The following is a 14,031-nucleotide window of genomic DNA, read 5'->3' as shown; positions in this document are numbered from 1 at the left end:
CGCGCGATCTGCCCCAGCGCATAGCAGATCACCGCCGGCAGCACCACAGCCACCGCAAAGAGCGCCAGCCAGTCGCCGCCGGTGATGCCGGCCTTGACGCCCGCGGCCACGTCGTTCACCCAGCCGGTGTAGACGCCGATCGGGCCCACCAGGCCGCAGGTGCCCATGCCGGAACTGACCGCCGGGCCGTTCATCTTGAGGCGGAAGACGAGTGTGGCGATCGGACCGGTGATCGCGCTGGTCACGATCGGCGCAATCCACACGCGCGGGTTCTTCATAATGTTGCCCATTTGCAGCATCGAGGTGCCCAGGCCCTGGGACACCAGCCCGCCCCAGCCGTTTTCCGGGAAGCTCATCACCGCAAAGCCCACCATCTGCGCGCAGCAGCCGGCCAGCGCCGCGCCGCCCGCGAGGCCGGTGAGCCCCAGCGCCGCGCAGATGGCCGCCGAACTGATCGGCAGCGTCAGCGCGATGCCGATCACCACCGACACCAGAATGCCCATCCAAAAAGGCGCGAGCTCGGTCGCCCACATGATTACGCGGCCGACCGACTGCGCCGCCGACCCGATCGCGGGCGCGATCACCATCGACAGCCCCGCGCCCACCGCGATGGTGACGAGCGGCGTCACCAGGATGTCCACCTTTGTCTCCTTGCTGACCAGCTTGCCGCACTCGGCGGCGACAATCGCCACCACCAGCACCGCCAGCGGCCCGCCCGCGCCGCCCAGCGCGTTGGCGGCCTGGCCCACCGCGGTCAGCGAGAACAGCACCAGCGCCGGCGCGCCCAGCGAATGGCCGATCGCCACCGCCATGGCCGGCCCGGCCATGACCGACGCGTAGCCGCCCCACTGGCTGAGCAGCGGTATATTCAGTTGCGCGCCCGCCGTATTCAGGATGGTGCCGATCAGCAGCGAGGCAAACAGCCCGCTCGCCATCGAACCCATCGCGTCAACCATATAACGCCGCAGCGACGGCTCCACGCCCTTCCGCTTCAAAAACGCCCCGACCGATGCCATATACACGATTCTCCTCTCGTAAAAGCGCCCACCGCGCGCTTCATTGCCAGACAGTGTACACGCGTCGCGGCGCTTTGTCAATCAACGCCTCATACAAAAAACGCCGCCACGCGTAAGAGGGATGGCGCTTTATCACGACTTATCGATTCATGGCCGGCGTATCCGGCCAGCTGCATAGGGATCTCTTCATCCCTCCGACGACCCGGTGCGGTTTGGCAAATGCCGCGGCGCACAGGCGGAATCCTCCCCCTATGCGCCGCGGTACATTTCACAGGCCGCAGGAAATCTCACCGCGGCCAATCAGTCGCGAGGCGGCCGCCTCCGCGCGTGGAATTTGATCGGCGGTTGCCTAGGTAAGCGCCGATTAAAGCACGCGTGCGGTGGCGCGCTGAATTTGCGTCAGATTGCGCTTGCAAAATCTGAAGGCGTAGCGGCGCTACGTCGAGGATTTTGCAGGCGCAAGATGGCGCAAAGGCGGCCGCCTCCGCGCGTGGGATTTGATCGGCGGTTGCCTAGTTGGCCGCCGCCGGGAACGGGTTGACGAACACGCGGGTGGCGAGCTCGGCGTCCAGGTTGTACATCAGGCCCGGATGGTCGTTCACGGCCTTTACCTTGGCCAGGATCTGGTCGGCGTTGGCTTCCTCCTCCACCTGTTCGTTGACGTACCACATGATAAAGTTATAGCTGGCGTGGTCGCCTTCCTTCATCGCAATCGTGGCGATGTTGTTGATCCGCTCGGTCACCCACTGCTCGTGGCTGAGTACCATCTCGAACAGCGCCTGCATGCTGTCGAACTCCTGCTTCGGGGCCTTGATCTCAGAAAGCGCCGGCGCTTCGCCGCGCTCCAAGACGTGCTGGTAGATGTGTGTGCCGTGCGCCATCTCCTCCTGCGCCTGTATGAACAGCCAGTTGGCGATGCCCTGATAACCTGCGCGGTCGGCCCAGGCCGACATCGAAAGATACAGGTAGGCCGAATAATACTCCGCGACAATCTGCTCCCCGAGCACCTTGCGCAACGATTCTTTCAACATGGTAAGCCCTCCTCCATAGATTTGCCGTCACCAATATAATCAACCAAATGAGTGCCCGTCAATCAGAATTGTACAATTCATAAAAACGCCGCCGCGCGCGCCCGCATACGATGGTACGGAAGTGTGAGAGCTCCCCAAATCTACTTCCCATTTCCGAAAGAACGGAGGAGTGACCATGAACTGCTGCTTTGATTCCCTCCAGTGCCGCTGCCAGCTCTGCTGGGTGTGCTGCCCCAGGCGCTGGGATTGGCCCTGCGGCGAAGACGCCGTCGGCTCTGTATCCGAATGCGAACGCAGATGCAGACGCCGGTGCGAGCACTGCTGCGAGCGTTACTGTGAGCGCTGCTGCGAGCAGTATTGCAGGCACTGGTAAAAAACCTGCGCGGGGCTGTAGCGTCGTAAAAAGGCGCTACAGCCCCGGTTTTATCTGCGAACGCCTAGCCCCCGCGCCGGGTACGCGGCGCGCCGGCGCGCCCGCTCCGCCTGCCGCCCTGATCCCGGCTCACCGTCGCGCGCGGCGCGCGGGACGCGTTCGGGGCATAGGCGGCGCGCGGCGAATACGCCGGGCGGGCGCTGCGCGCCCTCTGGCCGTCCATCCCAAGCTTGCTCGGCCGGGGACCGCGCGGCTGGGGCTCGGACGGAGTAAGCACCTCCATCGGCCAGGGGCTTTCCAGGCGCGGGATGCGCTTGCGGATCAGCTTTTCGATGGCGGAGAGCTGCTTCATCTCGTCGATGCAGCAAAAACTGATGGCGTCGCCGGCAAGCCCCGCGCGGCCGGTGCGCCCGATGCGGTGGATGTAGGCCTCGGGCTCGTTGGGCAGGTCGTAGTTAATCACGTGCGACAGCCCCACGATGTCAATGCCGCGCGCCGCGATGTCGGTGGCGATCAGCACCTTGATCTTGCCGCTCTTAAAGTAGTTCAGCGCCTCCTGGCGCGCGCCCTGCGACTTGTCGCCGTGGATGGCGCGCGACTGGATGCCCATCCTCTCCATCTCCCGGACCACGCGGTCGGCCCCATGGCGCGTGCGCGCGAACACCAGCGCGCTGTCCACCTCGTCGCGCTTCAAAATGTCGGCCAGCAGCAGCTTCTTGTTGGCCTTGTCCACGTAGTACAGCGCCTGCCGGATGCTGTCCACGGTGCTCGTCACCGGGTCCACCTTGACCGTCTCGGGCTGATCGAGAATGCTGAGCGCCAACTGCTCCACCTCGTCGGGCATGGTGGCGGAGAACAGCAGCGTCTGCCTTCTTGCGGGCAGCAGCGCGATCACGCGCCTCACGTCGTGGATGAAGCCCATGTCGAGCATCCGGTCGGCCTCGTCGAGTACGAAGATTTCGATCGAATCCAGCTTGATGTAGCCCTGCCCGATCAGGTCGCACAGCCGGCCCGGCGTAGCGACCAGGATGTCCACGCCCCGGCGCAGCGCCTCGGTCTGGGCGTACTGCTTGACGCCGCCGAAGATCACGCACGCGTTCAGCTGCAGCCGCTGGCCGTAGGCGATGAAGTTTTCGTAGATTTGCTGTGCCAGCTCGCGCGTGGGCGTAAGGACAAGGGCGCGGATCGGGCGTCTATGCGCGCTCTCACGCTTAGGCATCGTGCGCGACAGCCGCTGCAGAATGGGCAGCGCGAAGGCCGCCGTCTTGCCGGTACCGGTCTGGGCGCAGCCGAGCACGTCCCGGCCTTCCAGCACCAGCGGGATGGTCTGCTCCTGGATCGGTGTGGGCACTTCATATCCGACGCGCGCGACCGCGGCGCGCAGGGGTGCGATCAGGTTCATTTCGTCAAAAGTCATAGCTTGCTTCCTAATGCTTATTCGCCATTCACGTTGTGGCAGCGTATCTCTCAGTATAACACATTTGCACGCGCCCAAAGAGTGGGTTTTTATTGAGATTGCGTGCAAAAGCACTTTTGAACGCTCCGCGCCGCCCTGCATAGGATGAAATGGCACACCGGAAGGAGGTGGAAGTATGGAATATCAGGGGAGTCCCCGCAACTGCGGGCCGTCGGATGCCAGGTCCCCTCACGCTCACCCGGAGTTTAAGGCGCTGGCCTGCATGTGCTCCGCGAAAGTGCTCTACCTGTTCGTGGTGTTCCTAGCGCTGGCCCTCGGTCTGATCTTCGGAGCCGTGTTCGCGGCCGTTATCCTACCCGCGCTGCCTGCGGTCATCGTGTTCGCGGTCGTCATGGCGGTGCTGATCCTCGCCTTGGTCGTCTATCGGTTCTGCATCTGCTGCAGGCATAGAAGGTGCGAATAAGCGCCTTTCCCGGTGCGCACGCGCACCGGGTACATAGCGCCCCGCGAATTTTTCGTCGTGCTCCGGGCCTTGCTTGACAGCGCGGCCCGCGCTTGTTATGATATAAACAACGTTTTCAATAAAAAGAGGTGGCTGAATGAACCTGCCAAACGCGCTTACGGTTCTGCGAATGGCACTGGTGCCGGTCTTCGCGTTGCTGTACGCCAAGGGAGAGCACCGATGGGCGCTGGCCGTGTACGTGGCGGCCGCGCTGACCGACGCGCTCGACGGCTACCTCGCGCGGCGGCTCAACCAGATCACCGACTTCGGCAAGCTTTGCGACCCGATGGCCGACAAACTGATGCAGTTGACCATGCTCGCGTGTCTCGCACAGACCCGTTATGTCGAGTGGTGGTTGCTGGGCTTTTTGCTAATCAAGGAGCTGTATCTGGTCGTGGGCTCGGTGGTGCTGCTGAAAAAGAAGGTGGTGGTGTACGCCAACCGCCTGGGCAAGGCGGCCACCGTAACCTGCGTGGCTGCGATACTCATGATCTATCCCTGGCATCACCTGATCTGGCTCAGCCGCGCGGGCAATTGGCTGCTTTATCTGTCGCTCGCGCTGTCGCTTTCGTCTACAATCTCCTACACGGCGCGCGCGGTGCGGGCCGCCTCACAGTTGAAAGCCTGATTTTTTCACCGCGCGAAATTGACATTTTACGCGCGACGTGCTAAAGTGGTTCGGAAAGAAATACGTCCATGCGACAAAAAGGAGAGACCAACCATGGCTGAACTCAGGGGCGCATGCATCATCGGTCAGTCGGGCGGACCGACCTCCGTCATCAACGCCAGCGCGTACGGCGCGATCGCGACCGCGCTTGACAACCCTTCCATCACCCGCGTGCTGGGTGCGCTCAACGGCATCAAGGGCGTGCTGGACGACAAACTGATCGACATGTCGAAGGAAGACCGCGAAGAACTTGCGTACATGATGTACACGCCGTCCTCGGCGCTGGGCTCCTGCCGTTACAAGCTCAAGGATCCCGACGTGGACGACGCCGACTATAGGCGCATTCTGGAAATCTTCAAGAAGTACGACGTGCGCTACTTCTTCTACAACGGCGGCAACGACTCGATGGACACCTGCAACAAGATCAGCAAGTTCATGCTCAAGCACGGCTACGAGTGCCGCGTGATGGGCATCCCCAAGACGATCGACAACGACCTGGCCGGTACCGACCACTGCCCCGGCTTCGCCTCGGCCGCCAAGTACATCGCCACCTCGATCATGGAAGTGTACCATGACGCGCGCGTGTACGACACCGGCATGGTGACGATCATCGAGTGCATGGGCCGCCACGCGGGCTGGCTGACCGCCGCCGCCGCGCTGGCCGGCCACAAGGGCTGCGGCCCCGACCTGATCTACCTGCCCGAGGTGCCCTTCGACATGGATCAGTTCCTGAATTCGGTCAAGAAGGTCTACGCCGCGCAGGGGAAGTGCATCGTGGCGGTCAGCGAAGGCATCCACGATAAGGACGGCACCTTCATCACCGAGTACGCGGGCAAGAACACGGCCAAGGACAGCTTCGGCCACGCGCAACTGGGCGGCCTGGCGGCCTTCCTGGCCAGCGAGGTCAAGGCGGCCACCGGCGCGAAGGTGCGCGGCATCGAGCTGAGCCTGCTGCAGCGCTGCGCGGCCCACTGCGCCTCGCAGACCGACATCGACGAATCGTTCGCCGCGGGCGAAGCCGCGGTTTTGAACGCCGTCGCGGGCGAGACCGACAAGATGGTCGGCTACGAGCGCGTAACCGAGAACGGCCGGTACAAGATGAGGATCAAGCTGTTCCCGTTGGACGTGGTCGCCAACGCCGAGAAAAAGGTACCGCGCGAGTGGATCAACGAAGAGGGCGACGGCATCAAGGCGGAGTTCATCGACTATGCGCTGCCGCTGATCCAGGGCCAGACCAAGCTGGCGATCGAGGACGGACTGCCGCGATTTGTGAAATTGAAGAAGGTCAGGGCATAAGGGGTATTTCAGATCAGAATCAACGGCTGCAGCGCCAAAAGAGGGCGCTGCAGCCTTTATATTAGCCGGAACCATGCCCGCGTTCATGATTCCGATCGGTATCATTTGTTACGCCTTTGAATACGCGTTCAATACCCGGCCCATACTAGTTCATCATAATGCACTGACGGGAGCGATCGTATGGACGGGCTTCGCAACTTTAGGCGACGGAGCACGCTGGCCTTTGACGCGGCGCTGCCGGGCGACGCGATGGCGGACTTTGCGCGCCAGACGGCCGCGCGGCTGTGCGTCAACGCGCGCGCGCGGCTTAGGCTGCGGGGCGTGACGCCCGGGACGCTTGCGCGGCTCGACGCGCAAGCGGCGTACCTGGCCGCCGAGTCCGGCGCGCTGCCGCCCGCCATGGAGTGGCTGACCGGCAACATCCGCTGGGTGGAGGCGGCTTCTCGCGTCTGCGCCGCCGCGCCCTCGCCACTGCTGCCCGCGCTGGACGACGAGCCGCGGCTCATGATGCTGATGCGCGCGTTGGTGACGCACAGCGACGCACACGTGGACGTGGAGCGGCTGATGCGCTCGATGAGCGCGTTCGACGAGGTGCAGGGACTGTCGATGGCCGAGCTGTGGCTGGCACCCCGGGCGCTGCGCATGGCGTTGATCGAGGGCTTCCTCGCCGTGGGCGAACAGGTGGCGTTCGACCAGCGCGAGCGGCTCGCGGCCGAGCGCTGGGTGGCGCGGGGCGCGACGCTTGCCGCGCTGCCGCGCGGGGCGGGCAGCGCATTTTACGAGCGCGCGCTCAAACTGATGCACGACGAGGAGACGGGCGATAAGCGCCGCGCGCTCGAGGAGTGGCTGGAGAACCGCGTGGGCGAAAGCCTCGTCGTCATCCGGCGCGCGCACGAACGCCAGGCCATGAACCGGCTGTTGCTGGAAAACCTGATGGGCTCGCTGCGGTCGCTCGACGCGCTCAATTGGGACGACTGCTTCGAGCAACTCAGCTGTGCCGACCGCCGGTTGCGCGAGGACACGATTTACCCCAGGATGGACAAGACCTCGTGCGCGCGCGTGCGCGATCAGGTGACGCACCTATCGCGCAAGTCGGGCCTGTCGGAGTGGACGGTCGCGCACCACGCGGTGCGCGCGGCGCAGGAGCAAGACGCGGATCAAGACGCGGCGCGCGCGACCGCCTGCTGGTGGCTGTGCGACGACGAGGGGCGGCGCGCGCTCATGGACCGGCTGGGGATGCCGAACGAGCGCCCGGCGCGCGTGGTGCCCGACCCCGAAGGGCGCATATACCTGCCGGTGCTCGCGCTGGCGGCGCTTGCGCTGTTTGCGCTGATGATGCGCTGCGCGGGCGGCTGGGGTTATGCGCCGTTCCTGGCCATCCTGGCCTGGCGTTTTGCGCATGAGGTGCTTGGCGCGATCATCACCCGCGCCTTGTCGCCCCGCCCGCTGCTCAAGCTTACGCTTACTTCGGTCCCCGACGAGCTGCGCACGCTGGTCGCGGTGCCGGTGCTGCTGTCGAGCGCCGCGCGCGCGCGGGAGCTGGTCGATCAGCTCGAAGCGCTGGGCGTGCTCGCGGACGACCCCAACCTCGACTTCCTGCTGCTGGGCGACTTCCGAGACAGCGATCGCCAGCGCGAGGACGAAGACGAGGCCATTTTGCAGGCTGCGCGCGAGGGCATCCGGGCGCTCAACGCGCGCGCCGGGCGGGCGAAATACCATTATCTGCACCGCGAGCGCATGTACGTGCATAGGGACGGGCGCTTCATGGGACACGAGCGCAAGCGCGGCGCGCTGACGGCGCTGAACGAACTGCTGCTGGGCGGCGAAAGCGAATTTGAAGCTGAAGAATCCTGCGCGCCGCATCTCAAAAACCGGTTCCGTTACGTGATCACGCTGGACGCCGACACCCGCGTACTGCCCGGCGCGTTCCTCAAGATGATCGGTGCGATCGCCCACCCGCTCAACCGCTCGCGCGTCGAGAACGGCAACAGGCGCGGCTACGCGCTGTTGTCGCCGCGCGTCGAGCCGTCGGTCCGGGGCCGCTTCGCGCGGCTGTTCGCGGGGCCCGGCGGCGTGGACAGTTACCCCACCTCGGTGTCCAGCCTCTACCAGGACCTGTGCGGCCGGGGCGTGTTCGGCGGCAAGGGCATCTATGAATTGAAGCCGTTCGCCGCCGCGCTCGCGGGCAAGCTGCCCGACGGCGCGATCCTCAGCCACGACCTGATCGAGGGCGCGCTCGCGGGCGCGGGCTTTTTGGCCGACGTGACCGTGCACGACGGCTTCCCCGGCACACTGTCCGGCTACTTGAAGCGCCTGAACCGCTGGACGCGCGGCGACTGGCAGCTTATGCCGTTCATCTTCTCGGACCTGCCGCTCTCCCCGCTTGCCCGGTTCATGATGCTCGACAACCTGGACCGCAGCCTGTCGCGCGCGGCGGCGCTCATGCTGCTGCTGCTGGGCCTGATGCTGGGCTGCGCGCCCGCGCTGCTGTTGGGGCTGCTCGAGCCGCTGCTTGCGCTGCTGCTCTCGCTGCCGTCCGCAGGCGAACAGGCCTTCTGGCGCGTGGCGGGCAGGTTGGCGATCTTGCCGGTCGAGGCGTATACGCAGCTCGACGCCGTCGCGCGCGCGCTGCACCGCACCTACAAGTCGAAAAAGAACATGCTCGAGTGGACGCCCGCCGCCGACGCCGAGCGCCAGCCGGCGGGGCGGGCCGACGTGCCCGGCCGGGTGCTGGCGATCCTGGCCGCGCCCGCGTGCCTGCGCCCCGGCTGGTCGACCGCCGCGCTGGGGCTGGCCCTGATCTTCTTCGCGGGCGCGGGCTGGCTGCGCCTGCTCGAGCACGAGGACACCCCACGGCTGTCGGGCGGCCAACTGGAAGCGCTGCGCGATCTGGCCGCGCGCACCTGGCGCTTCTTCGAGGTCTATGTGCCGATGTCCGGCAGCGGCCTGCCGCCCGACAATGTGCAGCTCGACCCGCCGGTGGGCGTGGCACGGCGCACCTCGCCCACCAACATTGGGCTGTATTTGCTGTCCTGCCTGGCGGCGAAGGAGCTTCAGCTGATCGGCGGGGACGAAATGGAAGCGCGCATGGCGCAAACGGTTAAGACGGTTGAGTCGATGGACAAGTGGCGCGGCCAGCTGTACAACTGGTATGATCTGGACAGCTTGCGCCCGCTGCCGCCGCGCTACGTGTCCACGGTCGACGGCGGCAACCTGGCCGCCTGCATGATGCTGTGCGCCAGCGCCGTCGGCGGCGAGTTGGCCGCGCGCATGGACGCGCTCGCACGCGCCATGGACTTCTCCTCTTTGTATGACGAGGCGGGCAAGCTGTTCTACATCGGCGTAGACATCGAGCACGACAAGGTATCGGACGCCCGGTACGACCTGTTGGCCAGCGAGGCGCGGATCTTAAGCTTCATCGCGATCGCGCTGAAGCAGGCGCCGGTCGAGCACTGGTTCCGGCTGGGTCGGGCGCGCACCGGCCGTGCGCTGATTTCGTGGAGCGGCACGCTGTTCGAATACCTGATGCCCGAGCTGTTCCTGCGCGCGGGCGAGGGCTCGCTGCTGGAAGACAGCAACCGCGCGGTGGTAAGGCTGCAGCGCGCGGCGCATGACAATGGCTGGGGCGTGTCGGAGTCGGGCTTCTTCGCGTTCGACCTGATGATGAACTACCAGTACCGCGCGTTCGGGCTCAGCGCGCTGTCGCTGCGCGGCGGCGGGGACGAGCGGGTGATCGCGCCTTACGCCTCGATGCTGTCTTTGCCGGTGGACCCGGACGCCGCCTGCCGAAACCTCGAGGTCATGGCGGCGCGGGGCTGGCTTGCCGAGCATGGGCTGTACGAGGCGGTCGACTTCAACCCCGCGCGGCTGCCCGCGGGCGCGGATCATGCCGTCGTCAAGAGCCATATGGCCCACCACCAGGGCATGATCCTGGCCGCGGTGGCCAATGCCTTGACCGGCGACAAACTGGTGAAGCACTTTGCGCGCATTCCCGAAGCGCGCGCGCTTAGGCTGCTGCTCGAGGAGCGCTCCGCCCCGCCAGAGCGCCGCCAGGCGCGCGCGCACCGCTCGCTCGATGTCGCCGCGCGGCGCGTCCCCCAGCGCGCCACGCGCGCCGGCCGTCCGGATGCAGCCATCCCCGACGGCCACCTGCTGCACGGCGCGGGGGCCACCTGCTGGATCGACGCGCGCGGCGGCGGGTTCTACATGGTGCGCGGCGTACTGGCAAACCGTTTCTCGGACGGGCTGCTCGAGGATCGCGACGGGCTGTTTGTGCACGTCTCGGTCGACGGGCAATGGGTGAACCTCGGCGCGCGCGTACAGTTCGGCGAGGGAGAGGTCCAGCGCGCGGGCAGCCTCGGCGAGGTCTCGTGTCTGCTCGTCACGACCGTATCGCCCGAGGACGGCGCGCTGCGCCAGCAGCTCGAGCTCAAAAACGCGGGTACGTACGCGCGCGCGATCGAGGTCACCGGCTGCTTTGCGGTGGCGCTGTGCCCGCAGGGCGACCTGCGCGCCCACCCGGCGTTTCAGCATTTGTTCATCAAGAGCGAGCAGATCGCGCCCGGCGCGCTGCTGTTCACGCGCAACGCCCGCGACGGCCGCGCTCACCCGTCGCTGCTGTACGCGATCGACGCGCCGCCGGGCGCTCAGCTGTCGTTTGAAACCGACCTCAATCGGCTGACCGGGCGCGCGGGCGGGCCCGACCGGGCGGAACTGCTGCCGCGCGCGCTGTCCGGCGCGCTGGGCTATACGCTCAACCCCTGCGCCGCGCTGCGCGCCCGCTTCTCGCTCGCGCCCGGCGACCGGCGCACGCTGACGCTGCTGACCTGCGTGAGCGATACGCCGCAGGAAATCGAGGCCGCGCTTGAGCGCGTGGCCGGCGATTCGGCGGCTCGCGCGCGCGTGTTGGCCGGTACGCAGGCGCGCGCTATGCTCGATTTCCTCTCGATCGACGCCCAGACCCACCATCTGCTGCAGCGCGCGAGCGCCTTTCTGTTCTACCCGCAGCTCAAGCTGTACGAGGCGACCGAGGAAAAGCTGTCGCTCGCCGCGCTGTGGGCGCTCGGCATATCGGGCGACCTGCCGATCATCGCCACGTTCATCGGCAGCAAGGAGCAGATGGGGCTGGCCCAGTCGGCGGCGCGCGCGCACGAGTTCTACCGTGCGATGGGCGTGTGGTGCGACCTGATCCTGATTAACGACTACGGCAACGACTACCTGCAGCCGGTGCGCGACCAGTTGCAGGCGCTGATCGACACCTGCCATTTGCGCGAGCTGCACGGCCAACCGGGCGGCGCGCGGCTGCTCGAGGGGCAGTCGCTGACCGGTGCGCAGCGCGCGCTGATCCGCAAGGCGGGCGCGCTGGTGCTCGACGGCAACTCGGGTTCGATGGCGGCGCAGCTCAAGCGGCTGCTGAGCGTGCCCGCGCGCGCCGCGGCCCGCCACGAACCGATGCGCGCGTTTTTCCATCCGCCCGAAACCAAGCTGCTCCACTTCAACGGCTGGGGCGGCTTCCTGCCGGGCGGGCGCGGCTACCAAGTCGAGCTCAAGCCGGGCCATCCCACCCCGACGGCCTGGTGCAACCCGCTCGCCAACCCCCGCTTCGGCGCGATCGTCAGCGAGCGTGGCGGCGGTTTCTGCTGGGCGCACAACAGCCGGCTCAGCCGGATCAGCCCGTTCGCGGGCGACCCGCTGCGCGAGGGATTCTCGCAGGCGCTTCAGTTGTTCGAGCCGGCGACCGGGCGCGCGGCTGATTTGCTGCCGGTCGCGCCGCCCGCGCGCGCCACCCATCTACAGGGCGCGAGCCGGTTCGAGTCGGGCGCGGAGGGGCTCAACTGGACGCTCACCCAGTTCGTCGACGGCGAACTGAACGTACTGTGTACGCTCATACGCCTCGAGAACCGCTCGGACCGCGCGCGCAAGCTCACGCTGAGCGCCTCGGCGCGCTTTTTGATGGGCGCGGGCGCGGAGGAAGCCCGGCTGACCGAGGTCGCCCAGGAACACGACATGCTCATCGCGCGCGGCGCGATGGAGGGTGCGGCGTTCTTGGCGCTGCCCGGCGCGCAGGCGGACGATGGGGCGCTTAAGCTTACGCTGGACATCGGGGCGCGCGAGGCGCGCGAAGAGGCGTTGCTGCTGGGCCATTGCGCATCAATCGAGGGCTGCACGGCGCTGCGCAACCGCTTTCTCGAGGCCGGGGCAAGGGCACGGCTCGATCAAACGCTCAGCGCTTGGGATGCTCTGCTGTCGCGCGCGGCGCTGCGCACCCCGGACGCCATGGTCAACGATATGGTCAATCGCTTTTTGCCCTACCAGACACTGGCCTCGCGGCTGTACGCGCGCGCCGGGCTGTACCAGGCTGGCGGCGCGTACGGCTTCCGCGACCAGCTGCAGGACATGCTGTGCCTACTGCCGATCGAGCCGGGCAGGGTGCGCGATCATCTGCTGCTGTGCGCGTCAAAACAGTTTGAATCGGGCGACGTGATGCACTGGTGGCATCCGCCCTCTCTCGGCGTGCGCACCCGTATCTCCGACGACCTGCTGTTCCTGCCCTATGTGACCGCCTGCTACGTGCGCGAGACCGGCGACCGCTCGGTGCTGGACGAGGTGATCCCCTACCTGGCCGATTTGCCGTTGCCCGAGGACGAGGACGACGTGTACGCGCCCGCGCAGACGTCCGACCGCAGCGATTCGCTGCGCATACATTGCATACGCGCGATCGAGCGCGCCGCGCGCTTGGGTCCCCACGGCCTGCCGCTGATCGGCTCGGGCGACTGGAACGACGGCATGAACCGCGTGGGCGGTTCCGATGCCGGCGAGAGCGTGTGGCTGGGCGAATTTTTGTCGGTGGTGGCGCGCGACTTCGCCGACTGGTGCGCGCTGCCCGAAGAACAAGAGGGGCTGCTCACGCTCGGCGAACGGATGAAGCGCGCGGTCGAAGAAAGCGGCTGGGACGGGCGCTGGTACCGGCGCGCCTACCACCGCGACGGCCAGATTATGGGCAGCGGCGCAGGCGACGCGGGCGGCTGTCGGATCGACCTGATCGCGCAGGGCTGGGCGGTGGCGGCCGGGCTCGACGAGGCGCGCACGGCGCAGGCGATGGACGAAGCCTGGCGGCGCCTGGTCGACGAGCGGGCGGGCGTAATCAAGCTGCTGACCCCGCCGTTTAGCGGCGAGCACATCAACCCCGGCTACATCGCCGCCTACCCGCCGGGCGTGCGCGAAAACGGCGGCCAGTACACCCATGGCGCATGCTGGGGCGTGATGGGCTGGGCGGGCCTGGGGCAAGCCAACCGCGCGTGGAAGGCTTTCCGCATGCTGCTGCCCGTAAGCCACGCTTCGACCGCCGAACAGGCGCAAAAGTACCGCGTGGAGCCCTACGCGGTCGCCGCCGACGTGTACGGCGAGCCGCCCCACCTGGGCCGCGGCGGCTGGACTTGGTACACCGGCGCGGCAGCCTGGCTGTGCCGGCTGGCCTTCACCCACCTGATGGGCCTCGACAAGCGCGCTCAGCGCGCGCGCCTGAACGCGCTGCTGCCCGAAGAATGGGACGAGGCCGCGATCGAGTTGACCGTCGGAGGCAGCCGCTACCGCCTGACCGCCCGCCGCAGCGCGCAGTCCGTCACCCTCGACGGCGCGCCGGTTGGAGGAGAATTCATCGATCTGATCGACGACGGCCAAGCGCACGAAGCGGTATTCCCCTGCCGCAAATCGCGGGATTGAGCGCCTG

The 14,031-nt window shown here is 66.7% G+C and carries 7 protein-coding genes; 4 read left to right on the top strand and 3 right to left on the bottom strand.

The window, feature by feature from the left end; translation table 11 throughout:
- The 3 genes from ACH6CV_RS08955 to ACH6CV_RS08945 all read right to left on the bottom strand — a co-directional run.
- On the bottom strand, positions 1–1,016 hold a 1,016-nt coding region (locus ACH6CV_RS08955; protein WP_456357841.1), incomplete at its 3' end, for a PTS transporter subunit IIC.
- 512 nt (positions 1,017–1,528) lie between these two features.
- Positions 1,529–2,047: a ferritin gene (locus ACH6CV_RS08950; RefSeq protein ID WP_456357840.1), complete on the bottom strand. Its 519-nt coding sequence runs from the start codon at positions 2,045–2,047 to the stop codon at positions 1,529–1,531.
- A gap of 437 nt (positions 2,048–2,484) precedes the next feature.
- Complete coding sequence (locus tag ACH6CV_RS08945; protein ID WP_456357839.1) at positions 2,485–3,837, bottom strand: DEAD/DEAH box helicase; 1,353 nt, start codon at positions 3,835–3,837, stop codon at positions 2,485–2,487.
- Between the two features lie 175 nt (positions 3,838–4,012).
- Here ACH6CV_RS08945 and ACH6CV_RS08940 point away from each other — a divergent pair, with 175 nt between their 5' ends.
- From ACH6CV_RS08940 to ACH6CV_RS08925, 4 genes are all read left to right on the top strand, one after another.
- Complete coding sequence (locus ACH6CV_RS08940) at positions 4,013–4,300, top strand: NfeD family protein (RefSeq protein WP_456357838.1); 288 nt, start codon at positions 4,013–4,015, stop codon at positions 4,298–4,300.
- 136 nt (positions 4,301–4,436) lie between these two features.
- The gene (pgsA, locus tag ACH6CV_RS08935) at positions 4,437–4,967 is read left to right on the top strand and encodes a CDP-diacylglycerol--glycerol-3-phosphate 3-phosphatidyltransferase (protein WP_456357837.1); all 531 of its coding nucleotides are present in this window, start codon (positions 4,437–4,439) and stop codon (positions 4,965–4,967) included.
- 93 nt (positions 4,968–5,060) lie between these two features.
- Complete coding sequence (locus ACH6CV_RS08930; RefSeq protein WP_456357836.1) at positions 5,061–6,302, top strand: 6-phosphofructokinase; 1,242 nt, start codon at positions 5,061–5,063, stop codon at positions 6,300–6,302.
- Between the two features lie 180 nt (positions 6,303–6,482).
- Entirely contained in the window at positions 6,483–14,024 is a 7,542-nt protein-coding gene (locus ACH6CV_RS08925) for a GH36-type glycosyl hydrolase domain-containing protein (protein ID WP_456357835.1), read from the top strand.
- Positions 14,025–14,031 lie beyond the last annotated feature (7 nt).

Origin of the sequence: Anaerozeibacter quisquiliarum (assembly GCF_051162045.1) — a bacterium.
Lineage (GTDB): Bacteria > Bacillota > Clostridia > Christensenellales > Aristaeellaceae > Anaerozeibacter > Anaerozeibacter quisquiliarum.
The sequence above is the reverse complement of the archived record's forward strand: the minus strand, read 5'-3'. Positions and strand labels throughout refer to the sequence as shown.

Coding starts and splice junctions, on each gene's coding strand:
- ACH6CV_RS08950 (WP_456357840.1), bottom strand. CDS start 2,047: ATGTTGAAAGAATCGTTGCGCAAGGTGCTCGGGGAGCAGATTGTCGCG.
- ACH6CV_RS08945 (WP_456357839.1), bottom strand. CDS start 3,837: ATGACTTTTGACGAAATGAACCTGATCGCACCCCTGCGCGCCGCGGTC.
- ACH6CV_RS08940 (WP_456357838.1), top strand. CDS start 4,013: ATGGAATATCAGGGGAGTCCCCGCAACTGCGGGCCGTCGGATGCCAGG.
- pgsA (WP_456357837.1), top strand. CDS start 4,437: ATGAACCTGCCAAACGCGCTTACGGTTCTGCGAATGGCACTGGTGCCG.
- ACH6CV_RS08930 (WP_456357836.1), top strand. CDS start 5,061: ATGGCTGAACTCAGGGGCGCATGCATCATCGGTCAGTCGGGCGGACCG.
- ACH6CV_RS08925 (WP_456357835.1), top strand. CDS start 6,483: ATGGACGGGCTTCGCAACTTTAGGCGACGGAGCACGCTGGCCTTTGAC.